Below are 26,518 nucleotides of genomic sequence, written 5' to 3' on the forward strand. Positions count from 1 at the left end.
ATCGTAAGCTACATCCGCTCTAAACACATACCTGGATAAAATGTCACTGCTTACTACAACGTAGATTGGGAATTGTTTTTCATCCTGCTCTATTAAATACTTTGATCCGGTGTTTTTTCTTCGAACATTATTTAAGTGATAAACCATTTTGTCAGTGTTCAAAAACAATTCGTTTAATTTTATTTCTTTCAATTTGTCTTCGTGTCTTTCAAGGAACTGCAAACAACATTTATATAGTCATTCAAGGTTATGGTAGTAAGTCAGTGAACCGATATTTAGAATTTCAATTACTCTATTAACTGGAGTACGATTTGTGATTAAGTTAGCGAACAGGGGCAGAATATCATTTCTCTTTTGATGGTAGGTTGTGCTTTCCTTGGTTGATGGGAGAACGTTGGTTATTTTTCGACAATGCTTACATTGGTACTTTTGAGAGTTGCTGCTGCTCTTACCACGTTTCCAAAAAGAACATTTATTTTCAAACGGAGTGTGATTTTGGAGTTCGCATTCCTCTTTATGAAAAACGTACTCTGACTCAATGGTGGCAGTAGAATTTACATCTGTAAGTCTTTTTATTTCTTCAGCGACCGACCAGTTTGATAATGATCGGTTTGAACACCCTAATACTACTCCGATATTTGATTTTATAGGATCTGGATTACAGAGCACCTTGGAAGAAGCATTTGACGTTGAACCGTCCATTCTATAACGTCTTGGTTTCCCTTTTACATCGTAATTCACTTGTGACAGTCCGAAATTTTTACAATAGGGACTAATACAGCAGTTCATTTGAATGTTATACTCTTCATCATTGAAGTGGATAAGTACCTTTTGAAATAGCGAATTTCTATGCTTTGTAGCAAAGCGGTTGGAAGGAAATAACTGATAATCTTTATTTCTTTCTGATAACTCATTTTCTGAAACCGGTGTTTTTATCTCCCACTGACTGTCAATTTTACTGGCTAATCTCTTTAACTTAGCCACCTAAATTTTCTCCTCGAACCTTAATTGGTGGGACATTCTTTTGTTTCTGCGTTTACTTTTCGCCCATCCAACAAAATCTTTATCATCCAATAGATTTTTCAAAAACCGATCAACGACTTCGTTTTCATCATAGCCAGTGTATTCCGAATAATATTTAATAATGGCTTTGGTATGCCCAGACACCCGCCAATCAACTTTATTTTCTAATTGTTTTTTAGGTTCGATGAATTCCATAAAGACCTCCCAAAATGGCACTAGTTTTGACAACCGAATTGACTATCGATTTGACAACTGTTTTTGATTGTACAACAAGTATTGTCTAGAGTGGAAAATAATATACTTCGGGGAGTCAAAAAGGCGGAAAATCGACTTTAACCTTGACAACATAATAAAATGACGTGTGTCAATTTACACGTCATTTTATATGTCATTTAATTGTTTTGCACCTGAAAACGGAACCCTTTATTCTCATCATGAGAGGGATTTTTTATGTTTTGGGGGTTAGGGAATAAATGTATGGGACAGGGCGATACTTCTATCATAGGCGAACGGAAGGAGGAGAAGAGAATGAATACTGAAATTCCAAAAGTCATTTGTCCCGTATGTGGAAGAACCAATGAGATGGAGAAGTCCATAACGGCTCAGTCAAATCAAAACATCATTTTTGAATGTCCCGCATGTGGTTATGAGAGACGAAATATTCAAACAAGTAAAGGGTGAAAAATCCTCATGGTGCATGTTTGATAAACCGTGTTATACTTAGGACGTGGTGCTAATAACTAATAATAAATTCGAGGAGGAGCATGGATATGAACCTGTCTCTTGAGAACCGTACATATGTTGTGATGGGCGTTGCAAACAAACGAAGCATTGCCTGGGGGATTGCACAAGCATTAAGTAGTGCTGGTGCACGATTGATCTTTACTTACGCAGGTGAGCGTTTAGAGAAAAACGTTCGCGACCTTGCAGGTACGCTAGATCGTGATGATTCCGTTATTTTACCTTGTGATATTACAAATGACGAAGAAATCGAAGCAACATTTGCTCAAATTAAAGAAGAAGTCGGTGTGATTCACGGACTTGCTCACTGTATCGCATTTGCGAAAACAGAAGAATTAAAAGGGGAGTACCTTGAAACAACGCGTGAAGGCTTCTTGCTAGCGCATAACATCAGCTCGTATTCTCTTACTGCTGTTTCAAAAGCAGCTCGTCCACTGATGACGGAAGGTGGAAGCATCCTTACGATGACGTACCTCGGTGGCGAGCGCGTTGTAAACAACTATAACGTAATGGGTGTCGCAAAAGCTTCTCTTGACGCAAGTGTGAAGTACCTTGCAAATGACCTTGGAAAAGATAATATCCGTGTTAACGCGATTTCAGCTGGTCCAATTCGTACGCTTGCTGCAAAAGGAATTGGCGACTTTAATTCGGTGATTAAAGAAATTGAAGAGAAGTCTCCAATGCGCCGCACGGTAACGAAGGAAGACGTAGGAAACACAGCACTATTCTTGATGAGTGATCTTTCTGGTGGAATTACTGGTGAGATGATTCATGTGGATAGTGGCTATAATATCATTGCGACTTGATCATAAAAAACCACGACGATGGCGTCGTGGTTTTTATTTTGGAAAGACATGTAGCTTCGGAAAGGGGATTTCCTTCGTTATCGACGATTCGTTAAAGGGCGGGGACGGTGGGACGGTGCAACCTTTTACAATAGGAAGTGTTTTTTCGTTCCGTATCTCGTTTTCTTCTGCGTGGAGAAATTGCTTGATTGTTCATCAAATAATGGAATCGGTCTATCATTTCGTCTAATTCATTCTCATTAAGTCCACCAACTGATCCTGATCCAAGAAGGATTGCAAAAGCAACGGGCATCGTATCAACAATCACATCAACATCTACGTCAGAGTTTCCACTATTTTTAATGAGAGCCAATAGTTCTTGAGCTTTTTCTGATTTCCTACTCATCATGTAACCTCCTTATAAGAAGATGAATAGGATACTAGCATTACCATTTCTTACGGCCGTGGCCATTATCTTCACTATCTTCTTCTAGCTCTTCTGCACCAGCAGCGGCAGCAGCTGCTGAAGCATTAACGTTAACGTTTACTTCAGAGTTTCCGCTGTTAATAATTCTTGCAGAGGCAATATCTTTGCTGTTATCTTCTTTCTCGATGTCAAACTCAATTGGTCGAAGTTCTCTTCCACCATTCTCACTAGCACCTGCAACATTACGACGAACGTGACGACGAGCACCTTGAGTATCATTTTTATATCCTATTCTTTTTCCTCCTTTCAAGGTATACCTTTTAATATACGGATTTTACTTTTTAGAGACGGCGAATGGTACAGGCCATTCGCATAATTTTAATGAATTAGATAAATTATTTAGTGTAACCAAAATGCTCGAAAAGAAAGCCCTAGATGGGTTAACTAAATTTTCGTAATCAGCATTTTTATCTTAGATATCGATATGGATGAAAGTTATCGTACTGATATGGTTAAAATTAAATTTAATAGTTAAATACATTATTCTTAACATAAACTGGATAGGAATTAATAATTCAAATACGTTAGTTGAAAAAATGAAAAACTTTATTTTATGAGGAGGTAGAAATAGAAACAAAGCGCATTATCTTGGTTTAAATACTGTACACATTCATATTTAGATTCAAAAAAGCCACCAATCATACGGTGGCTTAATCAGGTGGTTAGTTATGCACAGAAATGAGCGCGCGTAGATCACGACAATCGACGATTAATGTGAATGTACTTCCCATTCCACTAGGGAATACGTTCATTGGTGATACCATATCGTTTACAACAAAAGTTGCGCAGCATTTTTGGCTGTCAGAATACACAAGAGTTGCTTCAATAAATTCAGGAAATCCATCTACTAAGATGAAAAACTTACTCCCTTCATTTCTTTTATGCAACTGATGGCATAAGCACTTATCACATTTAGATCTGTTCTTTTCTTTGTTGCAATCATCAAATAAACTTGACATCCTTTAACCTCCTATCCTATGAATTCTTTACATTATATTGACAGATGTTTTTTATGTTATGGATAAGCACCTAAACGAGTGAAAAGAGGCGCTTGTTCAATTAAGTAAGGAGCGAGTATTTTGGATAAGAAACCGAGAGTATTGTTTATTACAAAGGACTTTTCAAGTCATATTGAAAAAAGCAGTTTTTATTTAGTTAAAGAACTTCAGCGCCAGGCAGACTTGATGCTTTGGCATTCAAGAGGGCATATTTCTAGTATTCTGGCAAATCTCCCTAACAAACCTGATTTTATATTATTAAATGATTTTAAACCTGATTATTGTCCGCAAATTAAAGGATTGAAAAACTGTAGTATACCTGTAGGAATTATTATGCATGATTTGCATTACAAAGTTTACCAGAGAAAAAGGTTTATCGAGAGGGAAAACATCCAACATATTTTTTCTATTTACAGAGATCCCTTCCTAAGCTGGTTCCCTGAATATAAGGAGCGAATGATTTGGTTTCCTTTTCATATTCCTAAAGAGATATTTATAGATTATAAATTAAAGAAAACTCATAAGTGGCTAATGATGGGAGCAATGGATGAAAGGTATTACCCTTTAAGGAGGAAAATGTTTGAAACAATGAAAGGTGAGAAAGGCTTTTATTACTATCAACACCCAGGATACGGTACCGTAGATGATGGGAAGAAAAACGTTTTGGCCGGAGAAGCATACGCCATGGAAATTAACCGAGCCAAAATGTTTTTAACATGTGATAGTATACTTCACTTCCCCTTATTAAAGTACTTCGAAGTTCTTGCTTGTAATACTTTACTTTTGGCGCCAGGTAACAATGAGTTGGAAGACCTAGGGTTTGTCGATGAGGAAACTTTTGTATCTGTAGATGAGAAAAATTTTAGAGAGAAAGCGAATTATTATCTTAAACACGAGCAAGAGAGAATCGATATCGCTATTAGGGGTTATAAGATGGTACATGAATTGCACACTACTGAAGTAAGGGTAAAAGAACTAATCAAAAATATTGTCCATATCGTTAACAATAGGTGATAATTGCCTATTGTTTTTTTAGGACCTATTTTAACAAACTCATTACACTAAACCATACCAATCAAATTTCTCGTCCATAAGATATATAAGTGCTAAGTTTTGCCGAAGGGAGGACTAAGATTGAAAGTTAAAAGTAATTCGGAACAAAAAAGAATAGGCGTAATAGGACTTGGCTACGTTGGATTGCCACTAGCCTTACTTTTTGTGAAGAAAGGCTTTCATGTAATAGGTATAGATATAGATACGAAAAAAATCGAGCAACTTAATAATGGGGGAAGCTATCTTCCTGATATCTCGGGTGATGAAATAAGAAATGCTATGTCCAATAAAGAATTAATGGTAGTAGATAACTACGATGTTATACAACACCTTGATGTAATCATCATATGTGTGCCGACCCCTTTAGGGAAAAACAGTAATCCTGACTTAAGTTTTCTAACCCACGTTGCAAATGAGCTAAAGAATAGGTTGGAAAAAGAACAAGTTGTCATACTTGAAAGCTCGACATATCCTGGAACAACAACAGATGTTCTAAAGCCTATTCTAGAACAAAGAGGTTTTTTGACAGGAAAAGATTATTTCTTAGGATATTCACCTGAACGAATTGATCCGGGAAATAAGAATTATGAACTTGAACAAATTCCAAAGGTTGTAAGTGGTGTAACTGTCAATTGTGGAGAAAAAGTTTGTGAGATTTACAGTAAGGTATTTCATAGCGTACAGATGGTTTCGTCCACTCGAGTAGCTGAGATGACAAAGTTACTTGAAAACAGTTATCGACTTATCAATATTTCTTTTGTTAATGAAATAGCAATGCTTTGTGATCACCTGAGCATTAATATATGGGAAGTTATTGAAGCAGCAAGTTCTAAACCCTTTGGATATACTCCTTTTTATCCTGGACCTGGAATTGGTGGTCACTGTATTCCAGTAGATCCTATATACTTTGATTGGAAAGCTAAACAAAAAGGAATGAATAGTCAGTTTATTAATCTTTCAACAAAAACAAACCGAAATGTAACGAATTATATTGTGAAAAAATTAGAAGGATTAACAAATCAATATAAAGAGAATAGCGTAGGTAAAATTTTACTTTGTGGAGTTGGCTATAAAAGAGACAATAACGATATCAGAGAGTCACCTTCTATCGTTATCATGAAAAAATTAATTGAAAATGGCTTTGAAGTTAATTACCACGATCCTCTGATTCCGGAATTAAAGATAGAAGACATGACCTACTATAGTGTTGATATTTCAAAGGAATTTTTGGTAGAAACAGACTGTGTTGTTATTTTGACTCAGCACTCATGCTTAGATGTTCAATACTTAATAGACAATGCATCTGTCATTTTCGATACAAGAAATGCGACTAATGGATTAAATGGCAATGCAGAAATATTCAAGTTCGGGTGTGGAGAATTTTGAAAATACTAGTTACCGGTGGAGCAGGTTTTATCGGAGGACATATTGTCAAAATGTTACTTGATAAAGGATATCAACCAGTAATAGTAGATAACTTGTCAAAAAACCATAATAAATTTATTCCTACAAAAGTTAAAGTATACAAACTGGACATTACTTTGGAAGAACTTAATAGTGTTTTTGAACTCGAGAAACCGGAATATGTTATTCACCATGCTGCACAAGTCCTTGTGTCAAGCTCAATGGAGAATACTTCTGAAGATGCTAGAGGGATATATATAAACTTTCAATAAACATTTTAATTTACTATATACAATATTAAGATATTCGAATGTATATGGACCAAATCAAGAAGATGGAGTGGTTTCGAAACTAATAAGAAATGCCTTATTGTCAAAACCATTCGTTATTTATGGAGACGGTAACCAAACAAGAGATTTTGTTTATGTGAAAGATATTGCAAGTGCCAATATAAAATCTATAAAAAATGGAAGAAACAAAGTTATTAATATTAATAGTTCAATAGATACTTCTATTAATTCTTTGGTGAAATTAGTCTCTGAGCAAATGGACTTAAAATTGACTCCTGTATATTTACCTCCTATTTCTGGAGAAATAAAGCATAGCATACTAGATAATTTTGTTGCTAAAAATTCACTTGATTGGACACCTAGCTAAGATTTATCTAGTGGTCTTAGTGAAACAATTAAGTTTTATAAGGAGAATTTGAAATATGAATGATCGAGTAACAGTTTTAATTCCTTTCTATAATAGTGGATGCTTTCTAAAGGAAGCGATAGAATCTGTTTTTAAACAAACATACAAAAAATGGAATGTTATTCTTATTGATGATTGCTCAACAGATAAATACTTCGATGAAATAAAAAGTTATCTATCAGATGAAAGAGTCACTCTAATAAAGAATATGAAAAACCTAGGACAATCAAAAAGTTTAAATGCAGGATTAGAATTGGTAAATACTCCATTCGTTGTTCAATTAGATGCAGATGACCTGTTCTACGAAGACACATTAGAAATTATGATAAAAGAGGCATTATTACAATCTGAAAAAGTAGGATTAATATGTGGAAATACTACGGTATTTCAAGATAAAAAAGGTAAGAAAAAAAATATAAGAATAAAAAAAGGGAGTGGATTTAAAGGTAGATACGAGTTTCTTATTGCTAATCTGTCAATGGCTCCCAGATTTTATCGTACTACTGCACTAAAAGAAATTGGAGGATGGCCAACTGATGACCCGTTTGGTGGAAGATATAGAGAAGATATGAGAGTGATGTATAAATTAATAGAAAATTATCATTTCCACTGGATTGATCGTGAGCTTTATAAACATCGAAGACATAATTCCAATTTAACGAACAATTTAGATAAATGTATCGAAATGGTAGAGTGGAGTATTAAAGATACATTGAAGCGCTGGGGAGACGAATACGAACCAATATTTAGAAATACAAGTGATGGTTGGAAGCAGCTTCATAGGTTAAAAAAGAAAAAATTTAGACAATAGGAGGATTTCAAATGTCTAAGGCTCTAGTAACATTTGTTGTTCCAACATTTAATAAAGAGAAATTCATTAGACAAACCATTCAATCTATTCATAACCAAACTATTTCAAGTTGGAAGCTAATAATTGTTGATGATGCTTCTTCAGATAATACTTTACAAATAGTAAAAGAAATTTCCGATCCAAGACAGACTAAAATTATCAAACATGAAAAAAATCAAGGCGTATGTCATGTCCTTAATACAGCATTAAAATATGTTGATACTAAATATTTTGTTCAGGTTGATGGGGATGATTGGATAGAACCCAATTTGTTAGAAATCATGGTCTCTGAAATGGAAAAGCAGTCGAAAACAATAGCTTTAGCATATTCTAATACCAATCTATGGCTGAATAGAAAAGAAAAAGATTTTTTTAGACATGTAATTAAAAGAGTGGAATTTAAATCTAAATACGATTTTGTGACTTATGGACCAATGGTACAACCTAGATTTTATAGAACAGAGTGTGTAAAAGAAGTAGGAGGATGGGAAATTGATGATCCAAGTAAAGGACGCCTAATGGAAGATCGAAGAATGCTATTAAGATTATTAGATAATTATAAGTTTAAATATATAGATGAAAACCTTTATAATTTGCGAATCCATGGTAATAATTTGAGCTCGGATAAAAATGCTGAAATGTACAATGTGATTAAAAAATATTATACGGATAAAGCATTAAGTCGCTGGGGAGATGGTGTTAAGGCTAGGTATATTGGTTCTCCGAATACTTGGAAAAAGATTTGTTTAGTTAATGAAATTCAAGCAACTAAGAAGAAAAAAGATTAATTGGAAGGTTGTTTTCAATAACGATTTATCATTCCCTAATTTATAACGGAAATAAATTTCCTAATATTAGCGCATCTTAGCTGGCATACAGCCAGCTTTAACTTTCTAACTTAATCTGTAAGATCCACCTTTGATATTGAATGTAGTAGAGTGGTGAACGGTTCAGTCTAACATGGCTGTAGCAAGCATAATTTCACCAAAACAAAAATCTTGGCCCATTCAACATAAGACTTGTGTGAAGTTAAGATCATAACTCCTTGTTCGTACCTTTTTGATATGATTTGAAACTGGGTATGAGCAATAACTTCATTGAAGGTAAAATAGCCTATTTCATCAATAATAAGAAGGTCTGGACGACAGTAACGCTTGATAATACGTAAGATAAATCCTTCTTTATGCGCCTTCCGGTATTCACTGATAAAATTATTCGTATTAATGAAAAGAACAGTATGGCCCTGAGTTAACTCTTCTAAAGCCATGGATATTGCTAAGTGACTCTTACCTATTTCAGGTGGTCCAAGTAGGATGTTGTTTTCTTCATTATGTATATACCTTCCTGTCAGAACTTCGTTCACTCGTGGTGGAATCTAAGCTCGGTTAAAAAGAAAGTCAAAGTCATGTATTGTTACCAAAGTATTCATATGACACTTCATTAACTTTTTTAGATTCATGCTGTCTGTAAACTCTACATACTTCATACGAGAATAGCTTAATACCATAGTGAAAGCATAAACTTCTTTCTGCTCTTCATTTACTTCATATTTGCCAATCTCTCCCTATTTCATTTGAGCCTGTTTACCAGGAGAGGTTTCATATAGAACAGTCGCTTGCTATTTAGACTTGTACGATATGGCCTTACAAAGTCTCTAAGAATAGTTTTCTTACCCTCATATCCTAATGCTTCTATCTGGTCAAATAACACTGAGCAATTCATAGTTCCTTTTTTTTATTCCCGTTTTAAGATACTTTTTATACTCTAACCATAAAAAATTCCTCAGTAGTTCGGACCATCACTCTACACTCCATGTCTAAAAGTTATATAGCATAATTATCCATTATTAGTGGGGAATTTGGTAACGTTGTTATAAGGGATTTTATCACCGATACTAATAGTTGTTTAGTATAGAATATCTTTCGCATTGATTTTATCATCTGTTTCGTAATTTTTTATGATGAGTGAACCATCTATAGTTTTTACAATCATATCTTTTTTGAATATTTCTATGACCTCGCCAACTTTATAGTTGATTGTATCTAAAAAGTAGTCAAAAGGATAAGCTTCCCAAATAATAATTTTTGAACCCTTCGAAGTAAATAAGTAAGCACCCGGGAAAGGGTGTGTAACTGCACGGATTAAATTGTATATTTCTACTGTTGAACTGTTTAATGAGATTCTTCCATCTTTTGCAGATCTTTTAGGGTACCAAGACGTTTTATTTGATACTTGAGGTCTTAAGGTAATGCTATTGTCTAAATAATCATGAATTAAATTGGATATTTGCTCTTTCCCAACTAAAAAAGACTTATATTGTAGCGTTTGAATAGTATCGAATTCATTGATTTCAAATACTTTAATGGAATGAATACTTCCCTCATCAGCCTTTGGATTATATTTAAAACAGTTATTGATAAAGCGCTTGTGGCCTTTAATTATTGACCAATTTAGTGGAGAACGCCCTCTCCCATATGGTAAGTGGCCAGCGCTACCATGAAAACCGAAAATGCCAAAATCGAACTTATTTAAGATTTGTTCTGGAATAATACGTTGCCACCCAATTGAAATACCAATCTCAAAGGAGTTTCGATAAAAAAATTCTAAACTTGTTTTATCCATTAACTTGTAATCAGAAACTTGGAAACATTGAATCCCTAGTTCATTAGATAAAGTAGTTAAATCTTTGTATCCTGAAATTTGATTTTGTAAAGTAATATTTTTAACTGTAATAATCAGATTAATAGGTATTATCTCATTGTGTATAAATCGAATCATTTTTTCTGTTGTTTCTTTATTTCCAAAAATCACAACTTTGTATAACATCCTTATCACTCCATTTATAAAGGAAAGTGATTACATTCTTCCTTGAATGTTTCATTTAATATTTGAACCTTCTCTCTTTTCAAGGAGGTGAAATTGTCAGAGTTTTTATAACCTACAGATGTCCATGAATAGGGGTGAGTTAACAACTGAATTTTAGAATATTTTTTTAATCCATCTAAATCAGGATATCCATATTCCCAACCATGCCTAGAATCTGAGTAATACTTTACTCTTACATTATCAAAACCTTGTTCACTTTCCTTCAGGTCAAAAAACAGGGAATCATATGTGTTGATTTTTCCATCTATATTCAATTTTTCTCGTAGTATCTTCTTAGAGGGTCGATGAAAGGAATAACGGTCAATCGGAATTTCAAGTAAACTTTCCATAATTTCAATATCATTACTTATATATTCTCTAATTTTAGAAATACACGATAGCATTCCCAAGTGTACATGAATACCTATTTTATGATCCATCTTATTAATTTCTCTTATTAAATTTATGTTTTTTGTTGAAAATAAATTATAGGCGTTATTCCTTGTTTGAAACAGATAACTCGTTTTGATTCCTAAAGACTTTTCTAGTTCAGCTAGCTTGAATGCTCTCTCAACAGAAAACTCGACGTCATGACGAATGATTGCGAAATGATTACTCTTTTCTGTAACCTCACTAAAATCAATAATTTCATGTTGCTGATTAAGTCTAGAAATAATATCACAATACTCTTTGTATGAAAATGCATTCATGTATATTCACTCCGTATATTTGTAACTTACTTACCTCCTATTGTATGTATAGGAATAATAGAAAGTTAATAATTTCTTATTATTGTACATGATGTTATCTGTGAAGTGTTTTCAATTAAGTTCTGTCAAAAAACGTTAGTAAAAATTATTGTGCGTTATTATAATTATGTAATTTCAAACAATTTCTCCCATGATCCCCCTGTAGTTTATCAAATAAAGAAACGACCGTATCTATGAACTACAACCCGAATAATGGACACTTATAAAAAAGTGCCCATTATTCGGGTTCTTTCTGTTTGTAGAAATAAAACCCATTTATAATGAAACAAAGACCATGAACGGAGTGAGCGTATGAGTCATCGTATGTTTACTGAGAAGGAATTGAAGCAGCTTCAAAATAATTTGAATGTGTTGCGTTTATTAGGCCTTACCATCAGCTGTCAATCCTCATTTAAACAGGTTGCTATTAAAGAGTATCAAAAAGGAAAATTTCCTAGCCAAATTTTTGAGGAACATGGGTTTTATGTCAATTTTATCGGTCAAGACCACCCAAACTCTCGTTACAACGGTGGCGTGAAACCTGTAAGAAGTATGGAAAAGCAGGATTAGAAGGAGAACGAAGAGGCAAGGGAAGCCCAGGACGGCCTTCAAAACGAGAGCTTTCACTGAAGAAAAGCTAAAGAAGGCTGAAGCACGGATCAACTATTTAGAGGTTGAGAATGAATTCTTAAAAAAGCTAGACGAACTCGAAAGGCAGGCGTTGAAGAAGAAGAAATAGCTGGTCTCCTACTTATGCGCCTTAACCGGTGTGAGCCGAAGTGGTTATTATGCCTGGTTAAAGTCTCGAGGTAAGAGAGAATGGACAAATACTAGAGATGAAGAGGATGTCACGTTAATTCGGTCTATTTTTCAACAGGAAGATGAGAAAGTAGGCGCGCTTCAAAGTAAGATGTTTTTAGGGAATGATCACGAGGTCATTATGAACCATAAAAAAAATCAGATGGTTAAAGAAAGTTTCAATTTGTGACTAAAATTAGAAGAGTTAATCCTTATAAGTGAATGATGAAAACGACTCAAAAGCACAGCACATGTCCAAACCACCGAAAATTCAAGTAGGAAAAGCCTGGTCTCGTCTACTTAACAGACATTACCTTTATTTGTTATGGGAAGGGACAAAAAGCTTATCTCTCCTGTGTGAAGGACAGTAAAACAAAAGAAATTGTCGCTCATCATGTCTCCACTTCGCTTGGAATGGAATTAGTTGATTAAGCGTTAGAAAAGCTCAAAACAAGATCTCTGAAAAAATACATGTCTAGAAAGGGAAACTGTTGGGACAACGCTCCAATGGAATTATTCTTTGGTCATTTTAAAGATCGGGTCAATCACAAAGCATGCAGGAATTTGAATGAACTGAAAGAGAAAGTAGATGGCTATATCCACCGTTATAACCACCAAAGGTACCAATGGGGATTAAATAAAATGACCCCGGTACAATACCGAGGTCATTTACTATCAGCAGTTACAATTGACTATTTCAGGTCTTTTTTATTGATTAGGACGCCAATTCGTTTTTCCACAAGACTTACACCCTGTAGCTTTTTTTGGAGAACTGGAATTCTTATTTGCTCGCCTTCTTCTCTTAACTTCTCGATAAAGTGCTTGTATATCAGCCTTTTTCATTCATATCCTCCTCATTCGAGCTTTTCCTTTGAATAATACATACTATTCATGCTCAAACGGGAGGTGTTGAGATGATTAAGGTTTTCTATAAAATGGGTTAATCACTGATTTCTTAGCTGTTTCTCGATTGAATTTAAAAGGATTAAATGGTTGTGGGGTGAATAGGGATTGTTGAGACTGAAATGGCGATATAGTTTTACGTTCTCTTATTGATTCGTTTGGTGAACGCTTTGTCTGTTTAATTGATGAATATTCATCTGGTAGTGAAGGCCAATCAGATATAGATATTGCTGAAATTTGATAAGAAGAAAAGATAGGGTTGATTTTTTCGAGTACAGATGTAACTAGAAATTCGTATTGTGCTATAGATAGATGATCAATCGGTTTAAAGTATGGTTTCATATAATATTGAATCGTTAAATAAGCAAGCCATTCCATTGACGTATCGATGTATTCAGGGTGAACCGAACATTTTAGTGTGGAAAACGGGTCAGGTAACCAAATATTTTTATGAATTCTCTTTTGTAAATCCAAGCTTTTACTTTTCATTCCTTTGAGATGATACGTTTTTTCTTCAGTAATTAATGAAAGCGGGTAGTTATATTTATCGGAAACGTTGACTGTTATATTTAGAACTGCGGGGTTTGCATGATCACTCAACTCAATCCCAGTGTGAGTTAGTAAAGAAAAGAAAAATGATGCTCTGTCGCTTGATTCAATATTGAGATACATTTTTTTTGTAATTAGTGATCCAATGAGTCTATTATTTTGAAATGTAATTCCCCAATAAGGTAAAAGAATTTTAAGAGTCTCTAGGTCAATAATATCAAGATTACAAATCTCTTTATCCATCCAATACAATTTATTCAATAACTTTCACTCCCTGAATTTTATGTTGATAGCTTGCAAATAAATTTGGGCCACTCCTTCTGTTGCATTTCTGTGCTAATTCCATAGTATGTAGGGAATCAACCTATCATGTGAAAGAAAGGAAGGAACGATATGGGTCACAAACCACATAAGAAACACACCGTTCCAACAGCTACAAATAGCTTGCAGGATGAGTGTATTCGCGTTCAAAAAGTATACGACTGGGTGACCGATCAGCTTTCTGTAAAGAAGAAAATACACTTTACAGATCATGAGCTTAAAAAGATCGAGTGTGCTATGGAAGATCCTAGCCGCCGTCCTCTTCGTATCGTATGTAAAACACCGGAAGCCCCTCCATTGTTCCCGCTCTCAGGTAGCGAACATACAGATGATGATTTCTTCTGTGAACAAATTGGAGAAAAACGTGATGTTAGCGTAGCGATCCCTGGTGGGGGATTTGCGGATGCTCAACTCGTTGACCTTCTCTTTACAACTGATGTGAAGGTGAAGGTTGTTGATCGCCATGGTAAGTTAGTAACCGAGGTCGACTGCAACGCATCTGTTCTTGAATCATTCGTTTTGTGTTTCCCGAATGGGACAGATCTTTTCTGCCGAATTACTAAAATTGTTTGCCGCATTCCTTCAGGAACAGTCCTGCTAAATTGCCCGGCACCACGCTCTTTTGATCTTGAAGTCATTTTCTGTGTTGATATTCAAGTAGAAGCAGAAGTAAAACTAGAGGTACTTGCTAAATTCTGTTCACCTCGAGATAATGATCTTCTTGCACCTGACTCTGACTCAATTAATGAATGTCCTCCTGTAGAATTCCCTGAACAGTGTCCAAACATTTTCCCTCGACCAAATTGTGATTGTTCACTATCTGGAGAAGCGAGTGGCGAAACGGATTCTGAAGATGAAGGCAAAGCAACATTACTTGTGAATATATGCGATGATTGCAGCCTATCAGGTAGTTCGATGAAACTGAATTTCCATGACACCGATTCAAGTGATGGAAAGCACGACTTTACTTTCACAGCTACAAGCTTTGATCAGGATACACTCGAATGTAAAGAGTGTGGAGATGGATTAAAGTTCATCATTGAAGGTAGCGGAGAAACCGATCGTGGTCGTAAGCTTGACTTTAAATTAGCTGTCGTCGATTCTGACGATGATCAGTGGTTTGAAGTTCATTTATTGAATCGTAGAGGAAATGTCGTATTTAATACAGGAACAGTAGAAGTTGAAGAAGGCGAATTAACAATTGATGATTGCATCACATTTGAAGATCTAAAGTATAAGAAACAGCCATAAATCTGAAGTGCAGGAGATCATATCCTGCACTTTTTTGTTATGAAAGAAGACCTACTACTCATACATATAGAATAAGGGTAGCGCTGGCAAGAGAGGGGGAGGATCGATGCAAGGAGAGAAGTTAAGTTACTCTCGTCTCATTTCACGAACAAAATATTTTCAAGAAAAATCATTAGAGCTCGAGAAGGAACTTATTTTTGCCAATGATCAATTGGCTACATTAGAGAAGCAACTCGAGTCAACTAAAGATCATGAGAGTACGATTGCTCACTTGAAAGAAGAGTTGACTAAGTTAGAAGGAACGCTCGAAACTCAGACACAGGAATTGATTGAGATGAAAAATGAAGTGGATGTAACGAAGAAAGCAAATAGTAGAACGGAAGATACCACTAAAATAAAGGGATATGAAGATCTACTGGCAGAAATGCAAATAGAGATTAATGAAAAAGACAAGCGACTTCAACATTATCAGGGAAAAATCAAGAACTTAGAAAAAAAAGCACAGTTTCTTCCTACTGAAAAGGTAGCTGAAGTGGAGGCAAAGCCAACGGAAATTGCTGATCATTTTGCCGTTAGTTACTTTAATACCTCCATTATTATTCTTGATAAACAGTCGGTGATGATACGAGGTGATTTGCAAATTGAAAATTGTGGAGTAGCGAAATTAACGAATCCACTCGTATGTTTTCGTTTTTCACCGTCAGAAATGGCGACTTTAAAAGGGAGAATTTACCCGATTGAAGTTGCTGAAACAAAATCGCTGGATTCGAGTGATCGCGTTCACTGGGTTTTTCCAGATCATGATGGGTTGGATAAAGCGAAAGAAAAAGGAGAGATATGGGTGTCTCCATTACATCCAGTGACATTACATCCAGGTGACAAAATTGCTATTGAAAGTTTTCAAATTCCGATTAAATCTGAATTCAAAGAGCCTGTTATTATTGAAGGTTTTGTGTATTTTCAAAGCAATAATTATCGAATTAAAGTATCCAATCAAATAGCCTTGAGCTACTAATATAGATGTCGCCCATACCCACTATCCTCTTCTTGCATAGGATAACGTGAAGTAAGAGGATAAAAGGGGGAGGTTTTAAAATGTCTGAAAAGAAAAGAAAGCCACAAGTCATTCATGTTGACCGGGTGATTATTAAAGCGAATGAAGTCATTATTCAAGAAGAACGCGATGAGCATAGACACAACAAAGAGGACCGAAGAGACAATCGCCGTGATCCATGGGGGTTTTTTGGCTCTAACGATGTTGCTGATGAGGATAGGGAACGTGAAGATAGAGAAAATGAGGATGAGAGGAAAGAGCGTTACTGGTTCTAAGAGCAGAGGTTATCTGCTCTTTTTTTGTTTGTTTTTCTTATCCATCTTTTGCAAAAAGACACCTTCATCTTCTTTCCATTCAAGAATTAACACATCCTTAGGATCGTCGATTTTATGTTCTTTGAGTATCTTATCAATCCAAATTTCGTTAAATCCGGCATCTTTTAGATTCTCAAGATCAACTTTCCCATCAGAAATAATATCTACTGAAAGGTATCCCTGTTCTTTTTTTAGATTAAAATCTTGTTTTGTAGGCTGTAAGTACTCTGACTTTTTTAGAACGCTGATGCTGCCGTTTGTTTCCAGTATCGCAAATTCAACTTCCCGAAGTGAAAAGACATCTTTTTGTCTTAATAAATTTTTCAATTGGTTAATATCGAGCTTGCTTTTTTTTAATTGATCCCGATTAATTTTTCCTTTATGAATGACAATAGAAGGGTTTCCTTCTAAAATGTTTCGAGTTCCTCGAAATTTCTGCGTAATCCATTCAACAACGTAAATTAATACTCCCCATAATAGCACAGCATATAAAATGGACTGAATGTTCACATCTTTATCGTAAATTGCATTCCCAACTAATTCTCCTAGTACGAGAGAAGAGATAAAATCAAATGGGGTAATTTGTGTGATTTGGGTTTTGCCAAGTGCTTTCGTTAGGATAAGTAAAGCAATAAATCCAACAAGAAGTTCCACCGTAATTGATCCAATAGCCACAGGATCACCTTCTTCTCTTCAATTTACAGTCTTTCTTAGGATGTACGGAAATGGAGAATATATCATTCATTTTTATAATACAAAGGCACAAAAAAAGACACTGGAATACCCAGCGTCATAGAACCTTTGTCATCGTTACGTGTGGAATGCCCGCATCCATGAATTCCTCAGAAACAATCCTATATCCAAGTTTTTCATAAAAGCCTACAGCACTTATTTGGGCATTTAGCTTTGTTCCTTTTAGGTTAAGCTGTTTAGCATGGTTTTCGATTCCGTTCATTAGAAGGAAACCAAGGCCTGTCCCCCGATAGTCGCGGAGCACACAAATACGTTCAACTTTGGCCAGTTCACTTAATACCCGAAAACGACCGGCTGCAACGGGTATATTTTTATCATAAGCGACAAAATGGATTGCCTTGTCCTCATGTTCATCAATTTCTAATTCAGCCGGTACTTTTTGTTCTTCAACAAAAACCATATGCCTAACGTGAAAGGCATCGTTTCGTTCTTTCTCAGTTTCAACAACACGTACTTCCATTAGCGGACTTTACCAAGATGGAACGTTTCAAATACCGTCCACATACCATTTTCAAGTTGATAAAGAAGTTGGAAACGATCGATCATTTCTTCGTGGTTAACGTCCTTCATTTGTAAGCTACCATAGACATCAGAATGCTCATCGTCTGATAGGTTCTGAGCGATTGTAATGTGTGGAACAAAGTTATAATCACGTTCAGAAAGCGCCTCTTCAGGATTTAACTTTCTGTGCAAATCATCCAGTACTTCATTGTCTTTCACTTTAAAGTAGATCACGTTATTAACGGGGTTAAAAGACCCTACTTTATAAACATGCATTGAAAAAGGTTTAGATTCATCAGAGATTTTGTGTAGCACAGGTGTCAACTTCTGAATCTCTTCTTCTGTTGCCTCAAAGCCCTCACGAAGCGTCAAATGTGGTGGAATGAGCGCATAGTGCGGATCATAACGTTTTCGAAAGGAGTTAGCAACGTCTGCTAGTTTTTTCGATGGGAAAATTGCAATGCCGTATTTCATATTCCATTCCCTCCTGGTTAATATACTCGATTGCCATTAATCGACAAGTCATATAATGTTCCATTTATAATTATACCAAAAATTCGAAAATAAGAAACGATAGACTCATTTAGAGTTTAAACATGTGTAGAAGTGAGCGTTTCATATCCGGTTGCCAGTTCTTCCAAAGATGTCCGCCTTCGAATTCATCATAGAAGTAATCAAATTCTTTCTCATTAATAATCTTGTTTAACGCTCGATTTGGTTCGATAAAATTCTTTGTTTTGCCATCAGTGGTAGGAACCTCTGTTTCTTCCTTTCCAATAATGTGATAAAGCGAAAGTAGTTCAGGTTCAGCAAATCCTTTTACTTGATTCATGATGGCTTCATCTACGTATGGAGAGTGAAGAATCGCTCGACCGAATGTACGTGGATAATCAAGAGCGGCTCGCAGCGCAACGGTAGCAGCTAAAGAGTCGCCGATAAGTCCCCGACCATATCCGAGGTGATAGGTTGCATATTCTTCGTCCAAATAAGGAACGAGTTCATTCGCAAGAAAACGCAGGTAGTCATCACTTTGCTCTCCATCAGGATGATATTTGCGCCAGCGATCTTCTACACTTTTGTATGGAATGCCAACTATGATCACTTCTTCAATTTCATCATTTTCGATCAGTTCATCCGCTGTTCGCCCTAGACGTCCTAACTTAAAGTAATCGCTACCATCATTGGCGATTAAAAAGGAATATTTGTATAAGGGGGAATAATTATATGGTAAATAAACTTGAAATGGTATTTCTTCTTTTAAGTACTCACTATAAATCGTTTCGTCTTTGTATGACCCTCTGTTCATTGTGAAGCCTCCTATAAATTGTTGCAATTGTTAGATTGTTTGACAATGTAAAAAACATTAGTGATATAATGATTCTAACACATAATTATTTATCGTTGACAGAGAGGGGTCTTATTATGAAGAAGCGCATCCATAGTAGAGAAACAGAAGCAGCAGCAAAAGCCCTGATAAAAGAACGAGGCGTGACAATAGAGGATATTGCGGAGATTGTTTATGAAATGCAATACCCTTATGTAGAGGAGCTTTCCATGGATGACTGTGTGGAGAGTGTTGAGGCCGTTTTAACGAAGCGAGAAATTCAACACGCTGTTCTAGTTGGTGTTGAATTGGACAAGCTAGCTGAACAGGGGAAACTTTCAGAACCACTTCAATCAATCGTGGAAACGGATGAAGGGTTATTTGGCGTTGATGAGACAATTGCGCTCGGTGCTGTATTTGGCTACGGAAGTATTGCGGTAACAACGTTTGGTCACCTTGATAAACAAAAGTTTGGTATTATACAGAAGTTGGATACAAAAGTAGGTGAAAGCGTTCATACTTTCCTTGATGACCTTATTGCAAGTATCGCGGCTAATGCGTCAAGTCGATTAGCACACCGTCTCCGTGATCGAGAAGAAGCTCTAGATAAGGAAGAGCGTGAAAAGCGTGATAAAGAAGAACGAATAGGTTAAACAAAAAGGGCATCAATCGGATGCCCTTTTTCTAATATTTTCCCAAGAAAGGATTGACAGTTGTTTAAAAAGTCGTGTATATTAATAAATGTCCTTACATTACTGATCCGTTAGCTCAGTTGGGAGAGCGCTACCTTGACAGGGTAGAGGTCGTTGGTTCGAGCCCAATACGGATCACCATACATAACTATGTCAAAACCTCTTTCTAATAAAGAGGTTTTTTTTGTGTATTTAGATAAGTAACTAGTAAAATCAATCATTCGTACAAGCAATCATGAATTATCTCACATATAGATGAGTATAAAAGAGGTGATTGATAAAGTGGACTGTAATTTTTATCCGGGATTTTCCTGTTGTAGCAAAAAAGAGAAAGAACCAACACCCACTCCAACTTCAGCATGTAATATTTCCTGTCCAATCTCTGGAATCATTGATCGAGCATGTGGCTTGGGAGGGACACCGTATGTGCTTTCTGCTCAAGCAGTACCAATGATCGTTAATATAGAGAATACCGGCCCTTCCAATGCTTTTTGTACTATCACGGCAACTTTATCTGGTCCATCAAACACAGCAGGTCCTATAACCATACCTCCAGGTGAGAAAAAGACAATTGCCAATCAGAGTGCTACTACATTAACAATCATCTGTTCTGGAGGGAATAATAATATGTGCAGAGGAGTTTATGATGGGTGTATTGTAATTTGTTAGAGAGAGTGAATGTACCACTCTAGTAGATAAAGAATCTTCTAAAATATATTATTTAAAAGGGACAGACCGTCAAATAATGGTCCATCCCTTTTTTAGAGTGATGTAAAGTTTTAGAACAATCATTGATAGTATATCAAACAAACGTTTCAGTTCTGTCATTGCTACCTTAAAGACTACAGAAATACACAGCTTATCATTTATAACTCCACTAAGTTTATCCCCACTACATTGAAGTCACTTTGTACATGCAGGAGACTTGTTTGTGGACTAAACAGTTGAATTGTTTATGATGCCTTTTGTAGCTTTATTTTGAATAGAGAATACGATCTCTGGTGAGTGAGTCCCCTTTGGTTTAATATGTAAAAGAAAGACCTTTAATTAATGAAGGTCTTTCTTTTTTGGTTATTAGTGTGGTAACGGATACCTTGGAGTAAGACAGATTTCACCCTCAAGAGCTGAAGCCGGCGCCTCTTCAGACCCAGTTACTGTAATCGTATCAAATCGACTAACAGTAAAGTTCACGCAGCTGCCTTCATTTACAGTGAATGAGCTTACGACTGTTCCGTCCTCACTTCCACCACGATAGAAATTAACTACTACTGTACTATTAGCTGGTCCACAAAATTTAATAAATCCTGAAGCGACAAGACTACATACAGAAACATTCGTTTGGTATACCGTAGTTTCTGTATTATCTGTTAGTGTGAAATTACAACAAAGTTTATCCTGTACAAATTCCTTTTTGTTACAACAGCTAAATCCCCCACCTTTAGAAGCACAACCACAACTTCCCATTTATAACCCTCCATTATGTTTATGTTCACTACTTTGTAGCTACTATTAGTACATGCAAGAGGATTGATTACGGAATAGACGGATGGTGTGGGGAGAATGCCCCTTTTATCATTCAAACATACTTTTGCGCTTGTTCTTTCTTTTTTTAGTGGAAGAACAATTTTCATCACAGTTGTTATAATGGTCATCATATTTTTTCATCACATATTTTAACATCGAAATGTTTTCATCTTCTTGATCCCAATCATTAAGGTAATGGTCATTATATGATAGGCTACAACAGTCATCCTGGTTTTTACACTTACTATCGTGACAAGCCCCACAGTCACAAGTAAAGCAATTTTCATGACAGTTATTTTTACAGGCGTTTTTGCAACATGCAGTAAATGAAACAACATATTTTCCAATGCATGGTTTTTTCCCATTCCCGTTGCACTCAATTTCAATCGAAGCAAGATCATCTAAAACAATCACACGAGTATTATGCTTTGGAACGAAGAACGTTTTCTTTTGTCTATCACTATTCTTGACAGATACAAGTATGATTGGACTACATCCATTATCGTAAGTAATCGTTATAGTACCAAACGCACATAGGTTTTTGTTTGTTTTCCATATGACAAGGCTGTTGCAATCGCAAGGTAAACAAAAATCACCTTTTACTTTATCTTGAATAAAGGGTGTGCACTGCTGATTCAATTTTATCCCCCCTTAAGTACATATACCTTCCCGTATCATCAGTATATTTTCACATTTTTGCTTGGTATAGGTTTTTGTCCATCAAGAAAAGTATACTTACCCTGGGGGGGAATGATTTAATAAAACGTTATCAGAAAAAGGGGCGGATTAGATCTCTGATAAACAGCAATAAAAATTTGTATCAAAACTCCGGCAAATGATCTAAATTATTTTCTTTAATCCCATCCGGCTCACTCCGTATGATGTCTCTCCCATACTTCTCGAAAACATCTACACCCGTAAGTTGTCCATTTCTAGCTTTTTCTAACGTTTGTAAATAATCAAGTTCTTCTCCAGTATTGGTTTTAAATGCAATGAGATCTCCGTCATCATTTCTTCTGACAGCCGTAATATAAGTTGCGTCTTCTCCAGGTGTATTTATAGTAATCTTATTTGTGCCAGTTCTTAGATATTGTTCATATGCTTCAGTGAATCGATCCATTTTCACTCACTCCTTTTAGTGATTGGCGATTTTTAATAAACTTGGTATTTCAAGCTCCCATCGATTCGAAATGGGATTTTTTTTAGCTGTTATCTCTACAGTTGTTGTGATGACACCAGCATTTTTAATATAAACTTCAACCTTTGTTTGGAGAAGTTGTTCGAAAGGCTTGTCTGTGCTTTTTGTGACGTTCCACTTTGTAAAAGACAGGCGTGACAGAGATTTAAGGTCGGTTTTTGTGACGTTTTTAGTGAGAATTTTTTTTAGTATAGAAGCGTCAGTGTTATTAATGGCAAGCATCAGGCTATCAACCAATTCATCAGGTGTTTGGTGCAATAAAAAATGGTCTAATTGACCGCTCGCTTTCATGATCATTAAGTGGTGAGCGGGGTCAGGGGTTGGTGTTTTATGTGTCGTACTGTTAAGAAAGTGAAGACAGAAGTGTCCATTGAATCCATTATCCAGCGCCCCTGCTCCGTGAGGCATTCCGTTCATGGAAGCTGCTATTGTTCTACCTTCGTACAAGACAATGACAGCTCTACGCTTCCAACTCCATTCTCCATAGATCTCCTTTAGCACTCGTGTATCTTCTTTCGTTAAGGGTTGGATATCAGCGTGCTTGCTTCCCGCTCTTCTCTGAACCTGAAATGAAGCACCACTTTCAACATCAATCATCGTAAAAATCGCTTTACGCGGTAGAACCTCATCTACTTTCTCCCATGGTAGGAGTGTAATTTCGCTGTTGATTGGGAGGAGGTCATAGAAAGGTTCTACGCCATAAGCGCTTTCTGAAACAAAAATGGAACAAAACAACAGTATTAAAACGAGTAACCGCTTCATGAACTCCCCCCTGTTTTTGTTTATCATTCTTATTTTGCTCAAGCCATTTTGAACTATTCGATTTTATTAAATGGACGAATGACGCATACTACGATCGAGTTCAGAAAGGGGAAATGTCATGTTTACGATGATTTTAGCATTATCATTTGCTTATTCCGGGATTGGAGAAGGACAAATGATTATTCATCAAAATGGGGTTACACAGGTTATCGAAAAACAAACGCTTTTTTCAGAGTGGCTCGGCTACCCATTTTATGAAGAGGAAGAATTAAATAAAGTGGTGGAAAATGTAGATACGTCCATTTCAAAATCACTCATAAATGCCACGATTGATTCACATGGACTTATAAAAGAAGGTGTAAATGGATATGCGTTAGATCGTAATGATTTTCAAGAAGTGCTTCTGCGAACATTGTATCAAGATGGAACAACTTGGATTGAACCTGAAGTTATTATTCGTTACCCAAAAGTTAATGCTGAGCTACTTGCTTCGATTCGAAGAAAAGAAGTAGGTGCATTTGTTACTCATTTTAGAAAAAATAATAAAGAGCGAACGTCAAATATTGTGTTAGCTGCTGAAGCGTTAAACAATACAGTGGTGTTTCCTGGTGAAACATTCTCGTTTAATCAAACAGTCGGAAAACGTACAAAGGAAAGGGGATATTTACCGGCCCCGATTATCGTGAAAGGGGAATTGTCAGAAGGGATAGGGGGAGGGATATGTCAGGTGTCATCCACTCTATTTAATGCGGTCGATCAAGCAGGCGTTCAAATCCTCGAACGTTATTCACATAGTCGAAGTGTTCCATATGTGAAACCTGGACGAGATGCCACAGTAAGCTGGTATGGTCCTGACTTTTCTTTTCGTAATCATAACCAACAGCAATTGCTTATTAGAGCAAAAGTAGTAGAAGGGTCTGTTGTGATTCGTATTTATTCTTCTGAAGAGTAGTGGGAGAGGTTGTCAATGTGATACAATTATGAATTTTATCCTTTCCATAAGCAGTAACTCGTTAAGTTCTATACGCGTCAATGCTATAATGAAATCATACTATCTTAAAGGAGACCGCGTATGGAATCTAATAAAACAAATCATCCGAAAATTTCCATGCTTAAACCCGGCTCTGAATTTGAAAAGAACGATCTTAACCTCGAACTAATGGAGAAAAACAGAAAGCTGGATCACATTCTTAATCATTCCCGTGATGGGATGACGCTTTCGGATCAAGATGGAAACTTGGTGGAAGTGAATCAGGCTTGTTCCGAGCTTTTTGAATTAGATATGGAATCGATTCAGTCTAAAAAAATTGGCCACCATGTCGCACCTGAAGGAATTCGCACGTTTCAAAAAATGAGATGCCGTTTAGTTGAGGAAGGGTATGTCATTGAAAAGCTTCCTGTTATTCTTGAGAACGGTAAGCGTAAATTCGTTGAGTTATCAATAACCTATAAGGCATACCGGGGTTTAAATTTATCGATCATTCGAGATATAACAGAAGAACAGCTTCTCTTGAACCAGTTAACAGAAAGCGAAAATAAATTTACGAATATTTTTGAAAATGCTCTTGATAGTATTTTAATCTGGAATCCAGAGCGAATGATTGTAGATGCAAACCCTGCTGCTTGTAAATTATTTAACATGAGTCTTAGCGAAATGAAAACGTATCATTTATTTGATTTTCTTGAAGGTGAAAATCGATCGATAGGAAAAACCTTTCAGGAAAGAGTAGAAAAACACGGAGAGGTCCGTGGAGATATTGAGTTTACAATGCGTGATGGAAAAAAGAAACAGTTGGAGTTCACAACCAAAAAAAGTGTATATGGTAATTTATACTTAACGATTTATCGTGATATTACTCCGACAAAACAAATGATTGAAGAGCTTCAACAAAGTGAAGAACGCTTCCGACAGCTGTTTGAACGAGCGCTAGATGGGATGGCAATTCTCGATCAGAATGGCTATATCGTTAATGTGAATGAATCATTTTGTCAAATGTTCGAAATAGATAAAGATCTTATTATTTCAACTCATTATTCTTATCTTGAAAATGGTTGTGATATTATCTGGGATAATGCCGCAATGTTAGGAAGAAGTGGTGAAGGTAAAAGATATCATCAAAGTACAGGTGAAGATCAATACTTTAGTTTTACGCTAAGTTACGAGATTTACCCGAATCACCACCTTGTTATTATTAGAGAAGTAACCGAGATAAAGATGGCTGAAGAAGATTTACGTAAGACTGAGACAACCCATGTACTCGGTGATCTTGCTGCAAGTGTTGCGCATGAAATTCGAAACCCGTTATCGACTGTAAAAGGTTTTCTCCAATTACTTGATGGCAATGAAGCAGTAAATCAAGAGTTACTAAAAGTAGTAGGAGTTGAAATGCAACAATTAGAGGAGATTGTTAACGAGTTTCTTTTACTTTCAAAGCGAGAATTTGTATCATACGAAGTAGTGAATTTAAATGAAATGTTGGCTGAGTTGGTTGAACAATTATCGCAAAAAGCAGCCCACCATAATATTAGTATTGTCGAGGTCTATGGAAGCATAGATGTTGAGTATAGCTGTATCCGCTCTCATATTAAACAAGTGATAACGAATCTAATCAATAATGGAATTGAATCTATGCCGAATGGCGGGCAATTAAAGACAAAACTATTTCAAAAAGAGACTGGCGAGATACTTATTGAAGTGGAGGACCATGGTGAAGGGATACCGGATCATTTAATCAACCGGCTGGGTGAGCCTTATTACCAAACCTCTGAAAAAGGTACAGGGCTCGGATTAATGGTAAGTTATAAAGTAGTTAAAGAACATGGTGGTCGAATCGACGTAACGAGTAACAAGAATGAAGGTACGGTTTTTCGTGTCATGCTACCTGCAAATCCACCAATCGTTCACATGGAAAAGGAGGAATAG

General features: G+C 36.1%; 34 protein-coding genes, 1 tRNA gene and 1 pseudogene. 18 read left to right on the forward strand and 18 right to left on the reverse strand.

Annotated elements, in window-relative coordinates:
- Window positions 1-237 precede the first annotated feature (237 nt).
- Window positions 238-984 (reverse strand): hypothetical protein, encoded by a 747-nt coding sequence (locus tag LCL91_RS01745; protein WP_224879439.1) that lies wholly within the window; start codon window positions 982-984, stop codon window positions 238-240.
- Window positions 985-1,218, reverse strand: coding sequence for a hypothetical protein (locus tag LCL91_RS01750; RefSeq protein ID WP_224879441.1), 234 nt, complete (start codon window positions 1,216-1,218; stop codon window positions 985-987).
- A gap of 333 nt (window positions 1,219-1,551) precedes the next feature.
- Between LCL91_RS01750 and LCL91_RS01755 the strand changes: the two genes are divergently transcribed.
- The gene (locus LCL91_RS01755) at window positions 1,552-1,704 is read left to right on the forward strand and encodes a hypothetical protein (protein ID WP_098443149.1); all 153 of its coding nucleotides are present in this window, start codon (window positions 1,552-1,554) and stop codon (window positions 1,702-1,704) included.
- An 89-nt stretch (window positions 1,705-1,793) separates the two neighbouring features.
- On the forward strand, window positions 1,794-2,570 hold the full coding sequence (gene fabI / locus LCL91_RS01760) for an enoyl-ACP reductase FabI (protein ID WP_098443150.1): 777 nt from the start codon (window positions 1,794-1,796) through the stop codon (window positions 2,568-2,570).
- Between the two features lie 91 nt (window positions 2,571-2,661).
- On the opposite strand, the gene LCL91_RS01765 is transcribed toward fabI, so the two are convergent.
- The 3 genes from LCL91_RS01765 to LCL91_RS01775 form a co-directional block, all read right to left on the reverse strand.
- Window positions 2,662-2,955 carry a hypothetical protein gene (locus LCL91_RS01765; protein ID WP_224879443.1) on the reverse strand — a complete coding sequence of 98 codons (294 nt, stop codon included), beginning with the start codon at window positions 2,953-2,955 and terminating at the stop codon, window positions 2,662-2,664.
- A gap of 40 nt (window positions 2,956-2,995) precedes the next feature.
- Window positions 2,996-3,286 (reverse strand): hypothetical protein, encoded by a 291-nt coding sequence (locus LCL91_RS01770; protein WP_224879445.1) that lies wholly within the window; start codon window positions 3,284-3,286, stop codon window positions 2,996-2,998.
- Between the two features lie 412 nt (window positions 3,287-3,698).
- Window positions 3,699-3,995: a hypothetical protein gene (locus LCL91_RS01775; RefSeq protein ID WP_224879448.1), complete on the reverse strand. Its 297-nt coding sequence runs from the start codon at window positions 3,993-3,995 to the stop codon at window positions 3,699-3,701.
- A 120-nt stretch (window positions 3,996-4,115) separates the two neighbouring features.
- Here LCL91_RS01775 and LCL91_RS01780 point away from each other — a divergent pair, with 120 nt between their 5' ends.
- The 6 genes from LCL91_RS01780 to LCL91_RS01805 all read left to right on the forward strand — a co-directional run bounded on the left by LCL91_RS01780 (window position 4,116) and on the right by LCL91_RS01805 (window position 8,825).
- On the forward strand, window positions 4,116-5,048 hold the full coding sequence (locus tag LCL91_RS01780; protein ID WP_224879450.1) for a glycosyltransferase: 933 nt from the start codon (window positions 4,116-4,118) through the stop codon (window positions 5,046-5,048).
- A 120-nt stretch (window positions 5,049-5,168) separates the two neighbouring features.
- Window positions 5,169-6,473, forward strand: a complete 1,305-nt coding sequence (locus tag LCL91_RS01785; RefSeq protein ID WP_224879452.1) for a nucleotide sugar dehydrogenase — start codon at window positions 5,169-5,171, stop codon at window positions 6,471-6,473.
- Window positions 6,470-6,763: an NAD-dependent epimerase/dehydratase family protein gene (locus LCL91_RS01790; RefSeq protein ID WP_224879454.1), complete on the forward strand. Its 294-nt coding sequence runs from the start codon at window positions 6,470-6,472 to the stop codon at window positions 6,761-6,763. Before LCL91_RS01785 ends, LCL91_RS01790 begins: the two co-directional genes overlap by 4 nt.
- Window positions 6,764-6,785: 22 nt before the next feature.
- Complete coding sequence (locus tag LCL91_RS01795) at window positions 6,786-7,148, forward strand: NAD-dependent epimerase/dehydratase family protein (protein ID WP_224880155.1); 363 nt, start codon at window positions 6,786-6,788, stop codon at window positions 7,146-7,148.
- A 55-nt stretch (window positions 7,149-7,203) separates the two neighbouring features.
- Window positions 7,204-7,998: a glycosyltransferase family 2 protein gene (locus LCL91_RS01800; protein ID WP_224879456.1), complete on the forward strand. Its 795-nt coding sequence runs from the start codon at window positions 7,204-7,206 to the stop codon at window positions 7,996-7,998.
- Between the two features lie 11 nt (window positions 7,999-8,009).
- Window positions 8,010-8,825: a glycosyltransferase family 2 protein gene (locus LCL91_RS01805; RefSeq protein WP_224879458.1), complete on the forward strand. Its 816-nt coding sequence runs from the start codon at window positions 8,010-8,012 to the stop codon at window positions 8,823-8,825.
- Between the two features lie 167 nt (window positions 8,826-8,992).
- Here the strand turns inward: LCL91_RS01805 and LCL91_RS01810 are convergent, their stop codons facing one another.
- The 3 genes from LCL91_RS01810 to LCL91_RS01820 form a co-directional block, all read right to left on the reverse strand.
- Window positions 8,993-9,400: an ATP-binding protein gene (locus LCL91_RS01810; protein ID WP_224879460.1), complete on the reverse strand. Its 408-nt coding sequence runs from the start codon at window positions 9,398-9,400 to the stop codon at window positions 8,993-8,995.
- 542 nt (window positions 9,401-9,942) lie between these two features.
- The gene (locus LCL91_RS01815; protein ID WP_224879462.1) at window positions 9,943-10,863 is read right to left on the reverse strand and encodes a methionyl-tRNA formyltransferase; all 921 of its coding nucleotides are present in this window, start codon (window positions 10,861-10,863) and stop codon (window positions 9,943-9,945) included.
- 14 nt (window positions 10,864-10,877) lie between these two features.
- A complete protein-coding gene (locus LCL91_RS01820) occupies window positions 10,878-11,612 on the reverse strand; it encodes a hypothetical protein (protein ID WP_224879464.1) in 735 nt (244 codons plus the stop codon).
- A gap of 351 nt (window positions 11,613-11,963) precedes the next feature.
- On the opposite strand from LCL91_RS01820, the gene LCL91_RS01825 reads away from it, so the two are divergent.
- Window positions 11,964-12,221 carry a hypothetical protein gene (locus LCL91_RS01825; RefSeq protein ID WP_224879466.1) on the forward strand — a complete coding sequence of 86 codons (258 nt, stop codon included), beginning with the start codon at window positions 11,964-11,966 and terminating at the stop codon, window positions 12,219-12,221.
- 699 nt (window positions 12,222-12,920) lie between these two features.
- A pseudogene (locus tag LCL91_RS01830) lies at window positions 12,921-13,112 on the forward strand (IS3 family transposase); the annotation flags it as partial.
- A 45-nt stretch (window positions 13,113-13,157) separates the two neighbouring features.
- Here the strand turns inward: LCL91_RS01830 and LCL91_RS21960 are convergent.
- The gene (locus LCL91_RS21960; RefSeq protein ID WP_255639892.1) at window positions 13,158-13,292 is read right to left on the reverse strand and encodes a hypothetical protein; all 135 of its coding nucleotides are present in this window, start codon (window positions 13,290-13,292) and stop codon (window positions 13,158-13,160) included.
- 75 nt (window positions 13,293-13,367) lie between these two features.
- Window positions 13,368-14,162: a hypothetical protein gene (locus LCL91_RS01835; RefSeq protein ID WP_224879468.1), complete on the reverse strand. Its 795-nt coding sequence runs from the start codon at window positions 14,160-14,162 to the stop codon at window positions 13,368-13,370.
- 132 nt (window positions 14,163-14,294) lie between these two features.
- On the opposite strand from LCL91_RS01835, the gene LCL91_RS01840 reads away from it, so the two are divergent.
- The 3 genes from LCL91_RS01840 (at window position 14,295) to LCL91_RS01850 (ending at window position 16,802) form a co-directional block, all read left to right on the forward strand.
- Window positions 14,295-15,473, forward strand: coding sequence for a hypothetical protein (locus tag LCL91_RS01840; protein WP_224879470.1), 1,179 nt, complete (start codon window positions 14,295-14,297; stop codon window positions 15,471-15,473).
- Window positions 15,474-15,579: 106 nt separating this feature from the next.
- On the forward strand, window positions 15,580-16,488 hold the full coding sequence (locus LCL91_RS01845) for a hypothetical protein (protein ID WP_224879472.1): 909 nt from the start codon (window positions 15,580-15,582) through the stop codon (window positions 16,486-16,488).
- A gap of 80 nt (window positions 16,489-16,568) precedes the next feature.
- The gene (locus tag LCL91_RS01850; RefSeq protein WP_224879474.1) at window positions 16,569-16,802 is read left to right on the forward strand and encodes a hypothetical protein; all 234 of its coding nucleotides are present in this window, start codon (window positions 16,569-16,571) and stop codon (window positions 16,800-16,802) included.
- Between the two features lie 9 nt (window positions 16,803-16,811).
- On the opposite strand, the gene LCL91_RS01855 is transcribed toward LCL91_RS01850, so the two are convergent.
- The 4 genes from LCL91_RS01855 to LCL91_RS01870 all read right to left on the reverse strand — a co-directional run bounded on the left by LCL91_RS01855 (window position 16,812) and on the right by LCL91_RS01870 (window position 19,401).
- Complete coding sequence (locus tag LCL91_RS01855) at window positions 16,812-17,516, reverse strand: DUF421 domain-containing protein (RefSeq protein WP_224879476.1); 705 nt, start codon at window positions 17,514-17,516, stop codon at window positions 16,812-16,814.
- Between the two features lie 115 nt (window positions 17,517-17,631).
- Window positions 17,632-18,054: a GNAT family N-acetyltransferase gene (locus tag LCL91_RS01860; protein WP_224879478.1), complete on the reverse strand. Its 423-nt coding sequence runs from the start codon at window positions 18,052-18,054 to the stop codon at window positions 17,632-17,634.
- Complete coding sequence (locus tag LCL91_RS01865) at window positions 18,054-18,569, reverse strand: YjcG family protein (RefSeq protein WP_098443198.1); 516 nt, start codon at window positions 18,567-18,569, stop codon at window positions 18,054-18,056. Before LCL91_RS01865 ends, LCL91_RS01860 begins: the two co-directional genes overlap by 1 nt.
- Before the next feature lie 109 nt (window positions 18,570-18,678).
- On the reverse strand, window positions 18,679-19,401 hold the full coding sequence (locus LCL91_RS01870; protein WP_224879480.1) for an alpha/beta hydrolase: 723 nt from the start codon (window positions 19,399-19,401) through the stop codon (window positions 18,679-18,681).
- 116 nt (window positions 19,402-19,517) lie between these two features.
- Between LCL91_RS01870 and LCL91_RS01875 the strand changes: the two genes are divergently transcribed.
- From LCL91_RS01875 to LCL91_RS01885, 3 genes are all read left to right on the forward strand, one after another.
- Window positions 19,518-20,072, forward strand: a complete 555-nt coding sequence (locus tag LCL91_RS01875) for a phosphatidylglycerophosphatase A family protein (protein ID WP_224879482.1) — start codon at window positions 19,518-19,520, stop codon at window positions 20,070-20,072.
- A gap of 104 nt (window positions 20,073-20,176) precedes the next feature.
- Window positions 20,177-20,252 (forward strand) — tRNA-Val (locus tag LCL91_RS01880).
- A gap of 129 nt (window positions 20,253-20,381) precedes the next feature.
- On the forward strand, window positions 20,382-20,780 hold the full coding sequence (locus LCL91_RS01885; protein WP_224879484.1) for a hypothetical protein: 399 nt from the start codon (window positions 20,382-20,384) through the stop codon (window positions 20,778-20,780).
- A gap of 405 nt (window positions 20,781-21,185) precedes the next feature.
- On the opposite strand, the gene LCL91_RS01890 is transcribed toward LCL91_RS01885, so the two are convergent.
- From LCL91_RS01890 to LCL91_RS01905, 4 genes are all read right to left on the reverse strand, one after another.
- A complete protein-coding gene (locus LCL91_RS01890) occupies window positions 21,186-21,575 on the reverse strand; it encodes a DUF3992 domain-containing protein (protein ID WP_224879486.1) in 390 nt (129 codons plus the stop codon).
- A 108-nt stretch (window positions 21,576-21,683) separates the two neighbouring features.
- A complete protein-coding gene (locus LCL91_RS01895) occupies window positions 21,684-22,274 on the reverse strand; it encodes an S-Ena type endospore appendage (protein ID WP_224879488.1) in 591 nt (196 codons plus the stop codon).
- Window positions 22,275-22,455: 181 nt separating this feature from the next.
- A complete protein-coding gene (locus LCL91_RS01900; protein ID WP_425589648.1) occupies window positions 22,456-22,755 on the reverse strand; it encodes a DUF3892 domain-containing protein in 300 nt (99 codons plus the stop codon).
- 15 nt (window positions 22,756-22,770) lie between these two features.
- Entirely contained in the window at window positions 22,771-23,595 is an 825-nt protein-coding gene (locus tag LCL91_RS01905; protein ID WP_224879490.1) for a hypothetical protein, read from the reverse strand.
- A 118-nt stretch (window positions 23,596-23,713) separates the two neighbouring features.
- On the opposite strand from LCL91_RS01905, the gene LCL91_RS01910 reads away from it, so the two are divergent.
- Window positions 23,714-24,547 carry a VanW family protein gene (locus LCL91_RS01910; RefSeq protein ID WP_224879492.1) on the forward strand — a complete coding sequence of 278 codons (834 nt, stop codon included), beginning with the start codon at window positions 23,714-23,716 and terminating at the stop codon, window positions 24,545-24,547.
- 120 nt (window positions 24,548-24,667) lie between these two features.
- Window positions 24,668-26,518 carry a PAS domain-containing sensor histidine kinase gene (locus tag LCL91_RS01915; protein ID WP_224879494.1) on the forward strand — a complete coding sequence of 617 codons (1,851 nt, stop codon included), beginning with the start codon at window positions 24,668-24,670 and terminating at the stop codon, window positions 26,516-26,518.

The sequence above is a fragment of the Guptibacillus hwajinpoensis genome, assembly GCF_020171785.1.
GTDB lineage: Bacteria > Bacillota > Bacilli > Bacillales > Guptibacillaceae > Guptibacillus > Guptibacillus sedimenti.